At 71.3% G+C, this 16014-nt stretch carries 12 protein-coding genes; 7 read left to right on the top strand and 5 right to left on the bottom strand.

Annotated elements, in window-relative coordinates; translation table 11 throughout:
• On the bottom strand, window positions 1-1288 hold a 1288-nt coding region (locus AC5WS8_RS25965), incomplete at its 3' end, for a beta-ketoacyl [acyl carrier protein] synthase domain-containing protein (RefSeq protein WP_496105870.1).
• Window positions 1289-1677: 389 nt separating this feature from the next.
• Between AC5WS8_RS25965 and AC5WS8_RS25960 the strand changes: the two genes are divergently transcribed.
• Window positions 1678-1977 carry an Rv0250c family protein gene (locus tag AC5WS8_RS25960; protein ID WP_496105869.1) on the top strand — a complete coding sequence of 100 codons (300 nt, stop codon included), beginning with the start codon at window positions 1678-1680 and terminating at the stop codon, window positions 1975-1977.
• Window positions 1978-2196: 219 nt separating this feature from the next.
• Here AC5WS8_RS25960 and AC5WS8_RS25955 read toward each other — a convergent pair whose 3' ends face one another.
• Window positions 2197-2775, bottom strand: coding sequence for a LuxR C-terminal-related transcriptional regulator (locus AC5WS8_RS25955; protein ID WP_496105868.1), 579 nt, complete (start codon window positions 2773-2775; stop codon window positions 2197-2199).
• 1526 nt (window positions 2776-4301) lie between these two features.
• Here AC5WS8_RS25955 and AC5WS8_RS25950 point away from each other — a divergent pair.
• On the top strand, window positions 4302-5483 hold the full coding sequence (locus AC5WS8_RS25950) for an MFS transporter (protein ID WP_496105880.1): 1182 nt from the start codon (window positions 4302-4304) through the stop codon (window positions 5481-5483).
• A 197-nt stretch (window positions 5484-5680) separates the two neighbouring features.
• Complete coding sequence (locus AC5WS8_RS25945; RefSeq protein WP_496105879.1) at window positions 5681-7252, top strand: oleate hydratase; 1572 nt, start codon at window positions 5681-5683, stop codon at window positions 7250-7252.
• 324 nt (window positions 7253-7576) lie between these two features.
• Here AC5WS8_RS25945 and AC5WS8_RS25940 read toward each other — a convergent pair whose 3' ends face one another.
• Window positions 7577-8032 (bottom strand): cyclic nucleotide-binding domain-containing protein, encoded by a 456-nt coding sequence (locus AC5WS8_RS25940; protein ID WP_496105878.1) that lies wholly within the window; start codon window positions 8030-8032, stop codon window positions 7577-7579.
• Between the two features lie 405 nt (window positions 8033-8437).
• On the opposite strand from AC5WS8_RS25940, the gene AC5WS8_RS25935 reads away from it, so the two are divergent.
• Window positions 8438-8902: a hypothetical protein gene (locus AC5WS8_RS25935; RefSeq protein ID WP_496105877.1), complete on the top strand. Its 465-nt coding sequence runs from the start codon at window positions 8438-8440 to the stop codon at window positions 8900-8902.
• 230 nt (window positions 8903-9132) lie between these two features.
• On the opposite strand, the gene AC5WS8_RS25930 is transcribed toward AC5WS8_RS25935, so the two are convergent.
• On the bottom strand, window positions 9133-9987 hold the full coding sequence (locus AC5WS8_RS25930; protein ID WP_496105867.1) for an NmrA/HSCARG family protein: 855 nt from the start codon (window positions 9985-9987) through the stop codon (window positions 9133-9135).
• Window positions 9988-10233: 246 nt separating this feature from the next.
• On the opposite strand from AC5WS8_RS25930, the gene AC5WS8_RS25925 reads away from it, so the two are divergent.
• A complete protein-coding gene (locus AC5WS8_RS25925; protein ID WP_496105876.1) occupies window positions 10234-11157 on the top strand; it encodes a DUF5996 family protein in 924 nt (307 codons plus the stop codon).
• Window positions 11158-11435: 278 nt separating this feature from the next.
• Here AC5WS8_RS25925 and AC5WS8_RS25920 read toward each other — a convergent pair whose 3' ends face one another.
• On the bottom strand, window positions 11436-12890 hold the full coding sequence (locus tag AC5WS8_RS25920; RefSeq protein WP_496105866.1) for an NHL repeat-containing protein: 1455 nt from the start codon (window positions 12888-12890) through the stop codon (window positions 11436-11438).
• A gap of 777 nt (window positions 12891-13667) precedes the next feature.
• On the opposite strand from AC5WS8_RS25920, the gene AC5WS8_RS25915 reads away from it, so the two are divergent.
• Window positions 13668-14354, top strand: coding sequence for a response regulator transcription factor (locus AC5WS8_RS25915; RefSeq protein WP_496105865.1), 687 nt, complete (start codon window positions 13668-13670; stop codon window positions 14352-14354).
• Window positions 14351-15817 (top strand): sensor histidine kinase, encoded by a 1467-nt coding sequence (locus AC5WS8_RS25910; protein WP_496105864.1) that lies wholly within the window; start codon window positions 14351-14353, stop codon window positions 15815-15817. The genes AC5WS8_RS25915 and AC5WS8_RS25910 overlap by 4 nt, the downstream gene beginning before the upstream one ends.
• Window positions 15818-16014: the final 197 nt, after the last annotated feature.

Raw genomic sequence — 16014 nt, 5'->3', positions numbered from 1 at the left:
CCATGCCGAAGGACGAGACACCGGCCATGAGGGAGGCGTCGGGTCGGGGCCAGGGGCCGAGAGCGGTCTGGACGCGCAGGCGCAGAGTGTCGAGGGGGATGTCGGGGCTGGGGGTCTCGTGGTTGAGGCTGGGCGGGAGTTCCCGGTGCTGGAGCGCGAGGATCGTCTTGAGCAGGCCGGCGATGCCCGCCGCGCCTTCCACGTGGCCGATGTTGGTCTTCACGGATCCGACGTGCAGTGGCGGTGCGTCCGCGTCTCGTCCGGCGCCGAGGACGGAGCCGAGGGCCGCCGCCTCCACGGGGTCGCCGACCGGGGTTCCGGTGCCGTGGAGTTCGACGTACTGGATGTCGTCGGGGGCGACGCCGGCGTTGCGCAGGGCCCGGCGGACGACGTCTTCCTGAGCGGCGGCGTCGGGGGCGGTGAGGGTGGTGCCGCCGCCGTCGTTGTTGACGGCGCTGCCGCGGATGACGGCGCGAATCGGGTCGCCGTCGGCGAGGGCGCGGTCGAGCGGCTTCAGGACGACGAGTCCGCCGCCCTCGCCGCGGACGTAGCCGTTGGCGCGGGCGTCGAAGGTGTAGCAGCGGCCGTCTGGCGAGAGCGCGCCGAAGCGGTGGGGGAAGAGGCTGCTCTGCGGGGCGAGTTGGAGGTTGACGCCGCCGGCGAGGGCGATCTCGCTGTCGCCGCTGCGCAGGCTCTCGCAGGCGAGGTGGAGGGCGACGAGCGAGGACGACTGGGCGGAGTCGAGCGTGATGCTCGGGCCGCGCAGGCCGAGCAGATAGGAGATCCGGTTCGCGATGAGGGCGCGGTGGGTGCCGGTGAACGACTGGTGGGTGACGCCGTCCGGGTCGAGCCCGTGGGCGAGGGTCGCGTAGTCGTCGTGCGCGGCGCCGACGAAGACGCCGGTACTGGTGGCGCCGAGGCGCGCGGGGACGACGCGGGCGTCCTCCAGGGCCTCCCAGGCGAGTTCGAGCACCAGGCGCTGCTGCGGGTCCATGGTGTCGGCCTCGCGGGGCGAGATGCCGAAGAAGCCGGCGTCGAAGCCGGTGACGTCGTCGAGGTAGCCACCCCAGCGGGGTGCGTCGTCGCCGGGTGTGCCCTCGGCGGGCGTGCCGGCGAGCCGCAGCCGGTCGGCTGGGGTGGGGCGTACGGCACTGTCGCCGGAGCGCAGCAGACGCCACAGGGCGTCGGCGTCCGGGGCGCCGGGCAGACGACAGGCCAGGCCGATGACGGCGATGGCACGCCGGGGCGCGGCGTCGAGCCCGTACCGTGTGCGTTCTGACTCGCTCATTCCACTCCACCAGCTTGTCGGCCCAGCCCTGTGGGCCCGCGGACGTCGGGCAGCGCGTGCTGACGGCATGCGTTCGGCGCACGGCGTGGTCGACGGCCCGCTCCGGCCGGTCGGGGCAGGGCTGGGGTTTCCAGGGCCGTCGGGCTCCCCACGCTAGGCGCGCACCCACTAGGGCGCCCCCTAGATTCCACCGGCGTCGGGCAGGGCAGGAACTCGGCGCTGTGACCGGGGCTTTCGGGAAACGCCCAGACATGGTGAGCCGGGCGGTGGCGGGTGTTGCGCTCACGGGGGCCGGTCCTTCTCAATGAGGCAGTACCGCTCGGCAGGGGCGGTGCTGGTCCGGCGTGCGTGCGGACGCCTGTCCGGCGCCGAAGACGGAGGGAATGCAGATGAGCGCGGAACTGGCGGAGGTGCGCGACGCCCTGGTGAGGTTGCGCGGCAGAGTCGAGTCGCTGCGGTCGGCCGACGGCGATTCCCCTTACGTCCGCAGACTGATGAACGACCTGGACCGCTTCCAGGTGGACATGGAGGACCTGCCGGGCGCGCGGCTGCCGGTGACCGCCGTTCGCGGGGTGAGGGGGGTGGCGCGGAAGATGGTTCCGGTTCCGGTGCACGACGGCCCGCACCCGCACCCTCAGGCACCCTGGCCGGACGCCGACGACGAGGGCATCGGCGGGCACCGCCGTTGACGAGACGTCCGGCGCCGTAGACGTCCGGCGCCGACGGGATGTGTTCGGGGACGGGCGGTACGCCGATGACGTTCGGTGCGTCCCGGGCGTGACGGGCCGTACCTCACTTCCCGGGACGGTGACCTGCCGCGCCCCGCTTACCCGGGCGTGCGGAACGACGAACGCCGGCTTCCCCCGCAGGAGCGGGGAAGCCGGCGTCGGAGGGGTGCGGCGGCAGCGTCACTTCACGAAGTCGGGCACGGCGCGGGGCGGCCAGCTGCCGACCGTGAGAACGCCCATGGAGTAGGCGCGGGAGACGAGTGCGGCACGGTTGGGAGCCTTGAACCGGCGGAGCATCAGGCCGACGTGGTACTCGACGCCCTGCCGGCTGAGGTAGAGACGCGAGGCCAGCTGCACGGTGGAGGCGCCGGTGGCGACGCCCTCCAGGATGCGGGCGTCGAGAGCCGTGAGGATCGGCGTGGGTTTGGCGGGTCGCTCCGCCGCCTCAGCGGAATCCTCGTCCGGGCTCATCAGTACGACGACGCCGGAGAGGTCGTCCCCCTCGCCCTTGACGGCGATACCGGTGATCTCCGCGGAGAAGACCCGGTCGTGACCGCGCATGGCGACCACCCGCTCGACGAAGCGGCTGCCGTGGCCGGTCGACAGGTGGGAGAAGTGCTTGGACAGGACGGTACGGGCGCTGGGGTGCAGGACTTCGTAGATGCTACGACCGCAGACCTCCGTGGACGGCCGTGCGACGTGCCGGAAGAAGTCGGCGTTGGCCGCCTCTATCGTGAGCCCGGGGTCGAGGCTCGCCATGCAGGTGGCATGCTGCGGCGCGGCCGGCCGTCGGTCTCCTCGGCGGGCGCTGCGCGGGAATTCCGGATGACCACTGACCTTTGTCGACCTGTCGGCGTGCGGGAGCATGGAAAGATCCCCTCCTGACGTCACACGTACTCGGAATGCGAAGCAGTGACGGAATGGAGGAGGCCGCCACGGCATTTCCATTCCATTTGTTTATCTGCGTCGATGCCGACGACATTAGGTGGGGCGCATCAGGGGAGTCAACGCAGGTCCGGGCCAACCGGGAAACACTGCGGTGTCCGGGGCGGGCGGGTTCGGTCATCGCGCGTAGCGGGGGTTCGGTGGCGGGGTTCGGTTCGGTCACGCGCGCACCGGCGAGGACCGTACCGCCATATGACGAGCCCGCAACGCGGCCATGACAGTCCTGCATTCCGATCGGGTGTCGGGACCTCAACACGGCCACGACCTGCAGGAAGCAGCAGGGCTCCGCCAAAGCGGATCCCGATCGTCCCCTTATACGACCGAACCGTACGCATCTCGCGCCCGACTCACATCACGATGAGATAACAATGAGGCCCAGTTGATTTGATCCCTTGGATACGGGGTAACCCACACGGCTCCGCCGATCACCCCCACAACCCCGAAAGCCTCCTCCGAGGCACCCGCATGACATTAACTGCCGCAATCGAACCACGTTCGACAACCGCTCGACCCCCACCGGGAGGAGTCGATTAATTCATCGACAAAGGGGTCGGCTGCCACATGAATTCACTTCCCGGATAACTCGGCGACGACCTTTACGAACCCCACCTGGACCAGACACACCACGGCATTCACCGACGCAGCCCCCAGACCGCAGACGCCCGGCACCCGGCACCCGGCACCGTTCAGCGACGAAGACGTTCGTCCTCCCGATGATGCCCCCGGTGAACAGGAGCGGGACCGTGCCGCCTCCCCCTCGCCGCTGACCGGCTCCCACGCGAACCGGATCGACGCCCCGCCGTCGGCCGGACTGATGACACCCGTGAGGGCCGGGCCCAGGCACCGCAGCAGCCGGGCGCGGGGCCCCACTCGCCGGGGATTGGCCGCGACGAGCCCGGGCGGCAGCAACTGCGCCGTGATCGGCGTGCCATTCCCGCCCACAGCGGCGCCCGCGACGGAAACAGGAACACCCGTGCCCCCGCCGTCGACGGTGCACGAGCACACGGTGGCGCAGCACGCCCAGGTGATCGTCGAGCACTTCGTCGCCCACACCCGCGGCCGACTCGGCGGACGGGCCAAGGCCATGGCGGTCACGGCGTCCCGCCACTCCGCCGTGCAGATGGCTGACTGCCATCCCGGACCATCGCCTCCGACGGGGAAGCACCCAGGGCGCACCGACGCTTACACCTGCGTGACGGCATCGAAGAGGCTGCCGGCCACTCCACGGCACTACCGCCCGCGCCGGTCTCCCGGCTCGCCCCGCCAAGAAGGTGCACATGTCCGCATCATCCGAACTCAGGACCTCGCGTCGGCCCGCGACCGCGACGGCCCCGCACGGCGTGCCAGGGTGGCTGGTCGCGCTCCTGGCCGTCGCCTCCGGTATGACGGTCGCCAACCTCTACTACGCCCAGCCCCTGCTGTCCTCGCTGAGCGGTGTCTTCCACATCAGCACGGCCACCGCCGGGTCACTGATCACGCTCACCCAGGTCGGCTACGTGATCGGCATGCTCTTCCTGGTCCCGCTCGGCGACCGGCTGGAGAAGCGCAACCTGGTCACCGTCCTGCTGACGGTCACGACCCTGGCCCTGGTGGCGGCGGGACTCGCCACCGGCTTCGCCATGCTGCTGATCGCCTCGCTGGTCAGCGGCGCCACCTCGGTCGTCGCCCAGATCCTGGTGCCGTTCGCCGCCGGCCTCGCTCCCGACCATGCCCGCGGCCGCATCGTCGGCCGGGTGATGAGCGGCCTCCTCACCGGCATCCTGCTGTCCCGAACGCTGAGCAGTCTGGTCTCGGACCTCGCCGGCTGGCGCGTCGTCTTCCTCGGCTCCGCCGCCCTGATGGCCGTGCTGGCCGTGGCCCTGCGCGCCGCCCTGCCGCAGCACGCGCCGACCACGGCCATCCCGTACCACCACGTATTGCGCTCCACCGTCCGGCTGGTGCGCACGCACCCCGCACTGCTGCGACGCGGTCTCTACCAGGCGGCGATGTTCGGCGCCTTCAGTGCCTTCTGGACCACCGTCTCCTTCGTCCTGACCGGCCCCCGCTTCCACTACTCCCCCGTCGGGGTCGGTGTGTTCGCCCTCGTCGGCGCGGCCGGAGCGGCCATCGCCCCGTTCGCCGGGCACTGGGCCGACCGTGGGCTCGTCCGCCCCATGACCGGCGTCGCCTTCGTGGTCGCCGCCCTGGCCTTCGCGCTCGCCGGGTTCGGCGGACACAGCATCGTGCTGATCGCCCTGGCTGCGATCCTGCTCGACATGGCCGTACAGACGACCCTGATCCTCGGCCAGCACACCGTCTACCAGCTCGACCCCGCCGCCCGCGCCCGCCTCAACAGCGCCTTCATCGCCCTGTTCTTCGTCGGCGGCGCGGTCGGATCGCAGCTCGGATCCGTCGTCTACCACGCCGGAGGCTGGGCCGGTCTCACCGCACTCGGTGCTGCCCTCCCCCTCGTCGCCCTCCTCTACTGGACCACCGAACGTCGGAGAGGGGCGGCAGCGGAGCCGAGCACGGCAAGCCGGTAACCCCGGCCCGCGCAGGTCGGGTTCAGCGGCTTCTCCCTCCGCGGTCCTGCGCCGGCCGCGCGCGCGCGACCTGTGCGGCCCGCCTCGCGGGCCATCCGGACCCGTTCAGGTGGCCCAACGGCCCACTGACGACGCCCCGGCCGTACGACACCGTGGACGAGCGGTCCAGGATCAACGGCGAGAACAGGAGTGGTGTGATGGCGAAGGCGTATGTGGTGGGCAGCGGCATAGCGGCACTCGCCGCGGCCACGTTCCTGATCCGCGACGGCGGATTCGACGGAACGGACATTCACCTCTTCGAACAGCAGCGGACCATCGGCGGCAGCCTGGACGCGGGCGGCACGCCCGAAGCCGGATACAGCATGCGCGGCGGGCGGATGTTCGAGGCCGAGTTCCGCTGCACCTACGACCTTCTGTCGGGCATCCCCTCCCTGGACGACCCCGAGACCTCCGTGACACAGGAAATCCTGGCCGGACACGAGAACTTCGCCTGGCACGACATCGCACGGCTCGTCGACGGCGACGGGAAGATCGTCGACACCTCGTCGATGGGGTTCTCCGAACGCGACCGGCTGGACCTGGTCCGCTGCCTGGCGATCTCCGAAGCCCGCCTCGACGGCAAGCGGATCAACGACTGCTTCGGCGATCATTTCTTCACCACGAACTTCTGGTTCATGTGGTGCACCACGTTCGCCTTCCAGCCCTGGCACAGCGCCATCGAGTTCCGTCGCTATCTGAGACGCTTCATCCATCTCTTCCCCGAGTTCGCGGCCATGTCCGGCATCCACCGGACCCGCTACAACCAGTACGACTCGATCGTCCGGCCCCTGACATCCTGGTTGTGCGAACGCGGCGTCACCGTCCACACCGGGTGCCGCGTCACCGACCTCGGGTTCGCACCGGGGGTCCGGTCGGGCACGGTCACGGCCGTCTGCCTGCGGCGCAATGGGCGAGACGAGCGCATCGACGTGACGCCCGAGGACCTGGTCCTGGTCACCAACGGCTCGATGACCGACGCCTCCAGTACGGGCTCGCACACCGCCGCGCCCCCGCCGGCCCCCGGGCGCTCGGACGCCTGGCTGTTGTGGCACCGGCTGGCCCGAGGGCGCGAGGACTTCGGCAACCCGGACGTCTTCGACGACCAGGTGAAGGATTCCGCGTGGGAGTCGTTCACCGTCACCACCAGGGATCCGGCCTTCCTCCAGGCGCTGGAGGAGTTCTCCGGCCGCCCGGCCGGCAAGGGCGGACTGATGACGTTCACCGACTCCGACTGGCTGCTCACCATCGTCGCCAACCGCCAGCCCGTGTACCGCGACCAGCCCGAGGACGTCGCGGTCTGGTGGGGCTACGGCCTGTACCCGGACCGCACGGGCAACCACACACCCAAGCCGATGACGATGTGCTCCGGCCGGGAGATCCTCCAGGAGGTCCTGCACCACCTGCACTTCGACGAAGAGACAGCGACCCGGGTGCTGGAGACCTCGACCGTCGTGCCCTGCGTGATGCCGTACATCACCAGCCAGTTCCTGGTCCGCCGACGCGAGGACCGGCCGAAGGTCGTGCCCGCAGGATCGGTGAACCTCGCCTTCATCGGCCAGTTCGCCGAGGTGCCCGACGACGTCGTCTTCACCGTCGAGTACTCCGTACGCACCGCCTGGACGGCTGTGGCCCAACTCCTCAAGCTCGACAAGCGCCCGCCGGAGGTCTACAAGGGCCACCACGACCCCCACGTCCTGGCCGCAGCCCTGGAGACCATGCACCGCCGATAGCCCGGCAGGCCCGATCAGACTGTGCCGTGGCCGGGACGACGCCGCACCACGGCCGTCGGCCCCGGCCCCGGCCCCGGCCCAACGCGATGCCACGCTGCCCCACCGGGAAGGAACAGAGGTGCCGCCAAGGCCGATCGGCGCATGGCCCGACAACGCCGGCCCGGCGAAGAGCAGCCCCAGCCCCGCCGTAACGGCGGCCCGCCCTTCTGAGGCGCCGGGGACACGGCGCAGCCATGCACTGAACCGCCCTGCCACCGACCGCCGGGCCCACCGGCGCCGGCCGCCCCGGCAGAACCATCGCTTCACCGGCGGAGCAAGGACGTTTCAGCCGGGGATCGAGTTGCCGGAGGTGGCGGTGAGGTGGAGCACGCGCGTACGGGCCGCACTCATCCGGCGCGCCAGAGCTTCGCCGGCCCACTGGGCGACCGCCCTCCCCATCGCCGGATCGGCCTCGCACCGTCGCCGTATGGTTTCGGCCTCGAACTCGTGGGCGCGTACCGCACCGACGGTCCGCGCGCCGAACGGCCATACAGGGGAAGGGGACGGCAAGGACCAGCCGAGCAGTTCACCGACGCCGAGGGTGTCGATCACCGTCGCGCCGTGCCCGGGCAGCCGCATGTCCAGGGCGACGGTGCCCGATCCGATGATCCAGAAATGGCCGGCCCGGTCCCCTTCACCGAACAGGCGCAGGTTTGGTGGCAGGAGCACGTCATGCGCCATGCTCATCAGCATGCCGCGGTACTCGGCGGGGAGCGACCTGGTCGGGCGGGACGTTGTCATGGTGGTCACGGCTGCGCCTCCTCTTCAGCACCGGCTGACGCGGCTGTCGTCACGTGCGTACGACGCCTGTCTTCAAGATCGGTCACGGCGGCGAGGAGCACATGGGCCGGACGGCCCGGCCGAGGATCCCATTGGGCACTCATCCTCCGCGCCCTCACCGAGACTTGTCGCACCGATCCGGAAGGTCCGGACGCGCCTTCACCCCGCTGAGAACGGCGCCTCGTTCAGCCCGTCCACTCCCGGCTCGGCACCCTGGCGACGCGCCGATCGCACAGCACACGACCGACCACCCGCACCCGGTTCCGACCGGCTCGGCGTGGTGCGGGTTCGGGGACTCGCGAAGGCGGCCGGTGATCGAAGAAACGCGGCCTGGATGTGCATCGGCGTGCACTGTCGTGGCGGAGTGTGTTTGCCGTTGACGCGAACGGCAACGCGAAGTCCATGACTCAATCGAACAGCGGCACGCATCAAGATTCCGCATCCAAGCGAAGTGCATCTGCCAAGGCCCGGCGGGCTACGGCCAAGGCGACCGCTCCCGCGTCGCAGGCGGCGGACAAGGCGGCCGAAAAGTCCGGTGACGTGGGGTCAGCGGCGTTGGACGCGGCCGAGCGTACGACCGGGACGGGCAGGGCGGTCGTGCACAGCGCGGCCGAGCGTGTCCAAACCGGCCGCCAGGCCGTCATCGCCGCCTCGGGACAGGCCGCGGCCTTCGCCAAGACCGCATGGACGTTGATCGCCCATCGAAAGCTCCTCGCCGCCGGTGTCGGTGCGGGCTTGTCGGCGTTGGGTGCCACGTCATACCTGGCGGGTCGCCGTGCGGGGCGCCGCACGCACGGTCCGATCACCCGTCTGACCGGCGGGCGGATCTGAGGCGGGAGGCGAGCGCCGTCAGGCATGGCGGGGCCGCCGAGCGAAGGGCCGGCCAAGCTGCGGGCCGTCCGCTCGTCGCGTGCCACCACCGTGCCGGATGCAGGGGTCAGTCGTCCGCAGGTGCGGCCTGCCGCCGTAGACCTCGTCACCGGCCGCCCAGGATGCGGAGAGACCGCGTCCGGCGCGCGGCCGGCCGGGGGCGGCGGACGCCCGGTGGACAGGGCCGCCTGTCATGGTGCCGATGAGAAGGTGCTCTCGGCCCAGTCCGCGAAGGACGTCCAGTGCAGCTCGGGATGGGCGGCGCGCAGCGCCGGCACGTCGACGCGGTAGCCGTGGCCACGCAGGAACGCCCACATCGCTCGCATGTCGCCGTTGCCGATCTCGTCGAGCCGCACTTCGTTGTGCCGAACGGTCGAACCGAGCGCCCTGCTCAACGTGGCGGCCATGTCAGCGGGCGTGGGGGCGTCCCCGGCGAGTTCGACGCGCAGCCCGATGAACGTGTCAGGTGCTGCGAAGACGGCGGCGGTGAACTCGCCCAGGTCGGGGCGTGCCAGTTGTTGCAGCGGGCGGTCCGGGGGCAGCGGCAGATCGAGCACCCCCTGGAGGATCCGATCCATACCGCCGCGGGCGTTGTCGAAGAAATAGGTGGGACCCAAGATCGTGTAGGGCACCTCGCCTGCGGCCAGTTCCCGTTCGATCACCGCCTTGGTCTCGAAGTGCGGCACACCCGTGTCCTGGTCGGCACCTGCGACGGAACTGAAGACCAAATGCGGCACACGGGCCTCATGGGCGGCGGTGAGAATGGCCCGGCCCTGTGCGATCTCGGCGGCCGGCCCCGACTCGAAGGGCGTGGTCATCGCAAACACGCCGGCTGCTCCCCGCATGGCTGAGGCCAGGGACTCGCGGTCCCCGAGATCTCCGCCAACGACCTCGACGTCTCGGGCGGCCAGGCGCCGGGCCGACGCGGATGGAAGGTTGCGGACCATGCCACGGACGGCCACACCGCGGGACAGCATCGCGCTGACGACGGCACCGCCCTGTCCCCCGGTGGATCCGAGTACCAGCACCGGCTGGTCGACATTCATGATCAAGACTCCTTCCGCATCGGCCCTGCGGTGCCTCGCCGCCTCCGGTGGGACCGGGCCGTTGGATCACTGTCCTGGCGAGGCGGGCACAGCGGCTGCTCGTGGAACATGCCGAGCGTTCCGGTCCTGGCCGGTGAGGCGCCCGGGTTGCCTGATCGTTCGGCTGAGGGCAGCGTGGTCGGTATCGGTGAGTTGTCCGGGGAGGAGCGCGTTGTGGCCATTGTCTCCCACGGGGCGTCGCGGGCGATGTGGCCGCGGCTGCGGGTCGCCGACTGGACCGAGACCCGGGAAACACTGCACATGTGGACCCAGATCGTCGGCAAGATCCGGCTGGCCCACGCGCCCCTGGTCAATCACTGGTGGCAGGTCACCATGTACGTCAGCCCGCGCGGCCTGACCACGTCGCTGATTCCCTACGGCTCAGGGGGCTTCGACATCGAGTTCGACTTCCACGACCATCGGCTGTGTGTCCGCAGAAGCGACGGCGCCCACCGCAGCGTGGTCCTGGAGCCTAGACCGGTGGCTGACTTTTACCACGCGACGATGCACGCCCTGGGTGAGCTGGGCATTGAGACAAAGATCAAGGCGTCTCCGAATGAGGTGGACCCGGCGATTCCCTTCGATGAGGACTACCAGCACGCCTCCTACGACCCGAGCGCCGCACAGCTCTTCTGGCAGCAGTTGCTGCAGGCGAACCGGGTGCTGGGGGAGTTCCGCTCGTACTTCGTCGGCAAGGTCAGCCCCGTGCACTTCTTCTGGGGTGCCATGGACCTGGCCTGCACGAGGTTCTCTGGACGGGCCGCCCCGCCGCATCCCGGCGGCGCCCCGAACTGCGGTGACTGGGTGATGGTGGAAGGCTACTCCCGCGAGTTGAGCAGCTGTGGCTTCTGGCCCGGCGGCGGTGAAGAGGGGGCCTTCTACTCGTACGCCTATCCCGAGCCGGACGGCTTCGCCGCGCAGCCGGTCACCCCCGCCGACGCGTTCTACAGCCCTGACCACGGTCAGTTCCTCCTCCCGTACGAGGCGGTGCGTACTGCAGCCGACCCGGACCGGGTACTGGCTGGTTTCCTCCACACGACCTACGCGGCTGCTGCGGAACGCGGCGACTGGGACCGGGCGGCCCTGGAAGAGGACCCGGACCGGTGGCGACAGCACCGCAGGTCACGGTGAGCGTGCAGGACGATCGGCAATAGCCGACCACGGGCGGCGCCGCCACCGGAAGGGGTGACGGGAACCTGGTCGTTCCGCGCCGGCGGGCGGTCGGCGCGGAACCGCCGGACAGCGGTTTGCGGGTTACGGGCGTGCGGTGCAGGGGCCCCGCGCGCGAGGCGTCGTCGTGGGCGAGGTCTCGGTCGCCCGTCGGGTACGGCACGGCACGGGCGGCGACGTCCGAGTCCGCCTGCGGTCGTCGGGCCCGTGGGTGCCCTGGGCGGTGTGTGCCGCGCCTGTCAGGAGCCGGAGAAGCGGAGCAGGCCGCCGACGCATCCCACGAAGAGCGTGCCGTCGGGCGCGATCGAGACCGGGGCGTAGTGGTTGTTGAACAGCGGCCCCGCGCCGGCCAGTCGGCTCCACACCCGCCTGCCGGTCCGCAGGTCGAGCGCCGTCAGATACCAGGCGTCCGGAGTGCCGGACAACCGCCCACCGGGTTCGAAGGCCACTTCCTTGGCGGACGGATGGGTGTACGTGTACAGCAGTCCGTTGCCCAGAGCCGCCTTGCTGACGACGCTGGGGACGCGTTCGGTGGTGTTGGACCAGGCGAGGGAGCAGGTCCTGTGCGCATAGTCGACGTGCACCCTGACCACCCCTGGGACCGTGTCGGGAACCCGGCCCCCGACGACGCCCTTGAGCACGGCTCCGGGACCCACCCGGTAGCCGTAGTTGTTCTCCGCGACCAGGTCTCCGGCCACGGCCACCAGGCTGTTCTCGTCGGCCCCCTCGTTCGCCGGGAAGACCGGCTGGGTGCAGATCCTGGCCGGTCCGGCCTTGCCCCGCGCCATCACCAGCACGTGCATCCTGGGATCGGAGTTGTCCGTGATCGCCACATAGCCGCCGTCGGGCCCGGACGCCGGACCGATGAGGGTGGGTGTGGTGCCGCTGCCCTGGCTGAGCTGTCCCGGCTTTCGCCGCGTGCCCCGGTCGTACACCGAGCGCCAGGTGGCGTGGGGCGCGCCGCCCGGTCCGGCGTCGAACCGGTACAGCGCATGGTCGCTGACGACGAACACCCCGCCGGACTCGTCCACGGCGATGCTGTTGGCGATCTGTTCTCCGCCGAGCGTCAGTGCCTGCACGGCGCCCGTCACCGGGTCGACGGTGCCGACGATGCCGCTCCTGGTCACGAACCACAGCCGTCCCGACCAGTCCGGCAGCGCCGACACGATCCCCGAGGAACCGATCACCGGCTTCAGGTCGTACGTGTGCAGGGTCCTGAGCGTGTCGCCGCGGATGGCGACGACCACGATGCTGCCGGCTTTGGTCGGCACGATCGCCCGGTCCTGTCGGTCCAGATAGAAGTAACCGCCGCCGGTGATGTCGGTGGCACTGGTCCCGGCGGTGCCCGGAAGGTCGAGGGCGGCGATCCTGCCGAGGCCGTCGGGGTCCAGCAGCATCAGCCGTGGTGGGCGGCGGGGCGAAAGGCACACCGTGACCAGCCGGCCCCTGGAGTCGAAGGTCACCGACCCGCACAGTCCGCCCTGCAACCTGGTCCGCACGGTGAGGTTGCGCCCTGTCGGCCCCCGCTGGGCGTAGGCGTCGCTCTGGTATGCGTCGTCGTGCAGGTTGCTCCTGCCGTTGGGGGCCATGAAGGGATGCTGTGGGACCGCCGGGGCGTCGACCGGGTGCGCTGCCGCCGCCTGCCCGACGAACGGCTCCAGGTGCACCGCCCGGGGGTCTTCGGGAATGGGCAAGGCGGGAACACCCAGGCCGTCTGCCGATGCCGCGCCGGCGAGTGCGGCCCACAGGGCCGCCAGGAGAGCCAGGACTGAGCCTCTTCTGCGCATCATGCCGCCTTTCAGGTGTCGGTCGTGCACGCAGGAGCAGGGAACGAGCCGGTGTCAACGGGCCGTTGCCGGTGGTCGCCCAACGGCCGTCGTCACGCCGTGTCGGTCGGTGCGGGCAGTGCGGCGGCCCTCCGGTGAGCGTGACCTCGAGGCCTGTGTCGGTGACGTCGAGTGCCGTGGCCTCGAGCCCCAGGGGGTAGCGGATGGTGGGGCGCGCGGCCCACTGCTCGCGGATACGGTCGGTGAAAGCCGTGGGGGCGGCCTGCCGAGGATCTCGGCGGCCACGAGCAACAGGGTGGGGTGCCCGCTCTGGAGCCGGGACCGCAGGGTGGCCTGTCCCAGGCCACCCGGACCGTGGTCGACGGTGACGGTACCGGCGTGGTGGTCGAGCCGGACCCGGCGGCTTTCGGCGTCCGCGTCCCGGCCGTACCCACGGACGTGAGGCGAGTCGTGTTCGCTGTGCTCCCTGGAGTCACGGCCACTCCGGTGCTGTCCACGTGGTCCCCCCTCTCCGGTCTCCTCGATCCCCGAGCAGCGTGCCGGAGGTGTGCGAGCGGGACGTTCGGCGAATATTCGGCCTGTGTAAGGATCCGACCGGGCCGCGGCGCACTGCTGCGGGCGGTGGTTAGCATCAAGGGCCACCACCGCAGGCCGGCCCCGCCGTGCGGGGCGCTGGGAGAGGACATGCCGGAGAACAAGGGCCTGGTACTGGTCGCCGAGGACGAGCCGCACATCGCCGACCTCCAGCGGCGCTATCTGAGCCGCGAGGGCTTCGGCGTCCACGTGGTGTCCGACGGCGACGGTGCCCTGGCCGCCGTCCGCGGGCTGCGGCCGGTCGTGGTGGTGCTGGACATCGCCCTGCCCGGCATGGACGGCACGGAGGTCTGCCGACGACTGCGCCGGGACGGCGACTGGACTCCGGTGATCTTCGTGACCGCCCGGGACGAGGTGACCGACCGCATCGTCGGGCTGGAGCTCGGCGCCGACGACTACCTCAGCAAGCCCTTCTCGCCGCAGGAACTCGTCGTCCGCGTCAAGTGCCTGCTGCGTCGCGCCGCGAACCCTCAGCCGGGCACGGTGCGGACGGTGGGCCGTCTCACGCTGGATCCCGGCCGCCGCACGCTGCACACGGACGGCGTCGCGGTGGAGCTGACCACCACCGAGTTCAACCTGCTCGCCTTCCTGATGCGCCATCCAGGGCAGGTGCTCTCCCGTGATCAGCTGCTCTCGCACGTGTGGGGTCAGACCGGCTACCGGGACTCCCGTGTGGTGGATGTGTACGTCTCCCAGCTGCGCGCGAAGCTCGGCGACGCCGGACCCATCCGCACCGTCCGCGGGGTCGGTTACAGCCTCGTCGACGCCGGCGGATGACCCGCGTCCGCCGCCGCGCCTGTCTGGCACAGAACGTCGTCCTGCTGACCACGGCCGTCGCCGCCATCGCCGTGCTCGTGACCGGGGCGTTCGCCTGGCGGGCGATCCGTACCACCGCCGAGGACCACGAGCGCGACCAGCTCACCCGCCAGGCGCAGGTGATGAGCCGCACGCCGGCGCTCGCCTCCCTGCTGCTGGATCGGCAGCAGCGCATCGCCGGCCCCGACGGCACTCGACTCGCCGTCGTTCAGCCCTCCGGCGAGGTCGACGGCCCGGCCGCAACCCTGGTCGACGCCGCTCGGTGCTCGGCCCTGCTCGCCGGACGGCACGTCTCCGCGACCGGTTCACTCGACGGGCGAACGGTGCTCGTGGAGGGGGTGCCGACGCGCACCGGCGGTGGTCTGGTCCTCACCGAGCCGATGGACTCCGTCGACGAGGCGACCGACCGTATGCGCGGTGCGCTGGTCCTGCCGCTGGCCCTCGGGCTGACCGGGTCGGCCCTCGCGGGGCTGCTCCTGGCCCGGCGTCTGGCCCGGCCGCTCGCCTTCGCCGCACGCACCGCACGCCGGCTGTCGGAGGGCGAGCGTGCCGTGCGCGTGTCCGAGGCGGGGCCTGCCGAGGTGGCCGCACTCGCCGCCGCGCTCAACTCCCTGGACGCGGCGCTGGTCCGCAGCGAGAACAGGCAGCGTGACTTCCTGATGTCGGTCTCGCACGAGATCCGCACGCCGCTGACCGCCGCACGGGGTTACGCCGAGGCTCTCGCCGACGGAGTGATCAGCGGCGGGGAGGTACCGGAGGCCGGCCGCATCCTGCAGCACGAAATCGGACGGCTGGAGCGGTTCGTGACGGACCTGCTGGTGCTGGCCCGCCTGGAGGCCGACGACTTCCGGCTGGACCTGGCCGAAGTCGACCTGGACACGCTCGTGGCGCAGGCCGGTGCCGCCTGGTCGGCACACTGCTCCGGGCACGAGGTCGACTTCCGGGTGGAGCGGCCCGGCCGGCCGGTCCCGGTCATCACCGACGGTTTCCGGGTACGCCAACTCCTCGACGGCCTCGCCGAGAACGCATTGCGCGTCACCCCGAGCGGCCGGCCTCTGGTCCTCGCACTGCAACGGGACGGCGCCGGCGCCCTGCTCCAGGTCCGCGACGGCGGTCCGGGGCTCACCGACGAGGACGCGGCAGTCGCCTTCGAACGGGGGACTCTCACCGAACGCTACCGCGGTGTCCGCGCTGTCGGCAGCGGCCTCGGCCTGGCCATCGCCCACCGCCTGACCGGCCTCCTCGCCGCGAGCATCACCGTCCGGGGACGGGGACCGGAGGGCGGCGCCTGCTTCACCGTGCGGCTGCCGCCCCACCCTGGCACGACACCGGCGAAGACCGGCCCGGCGAAGACCGGCTCCGCGCAGACCGGCTCCGCGAAGACCGGCTCCGGAGATCCCCGAACGCCTCCCACCCCGGGATGATCCCACCGCCCGCCCTCGGCGTCCGTGTCACTTCCCGCTCGGCCCGATCGGCCCGCCGATCACCCGTCGACGCCCGCACGTCGCGCCGTACAAGCGTCTCCCCCGCCGCCGAGCTCCGCATCGTGCCTTCCTCGTTGGTGCCGGCCGGGCGGGCGCCGGCCGGGCGGGCGCCGGCCGGGCGGGCGCCGGCCGGCAGG

The sequence above is a fragment of the Streptomyces sp. PTL18 genome (genome assembly GCF_059510295.1).
This window is presented reverse-complemented; position numbering and strand designations above follow the sequence as displayed.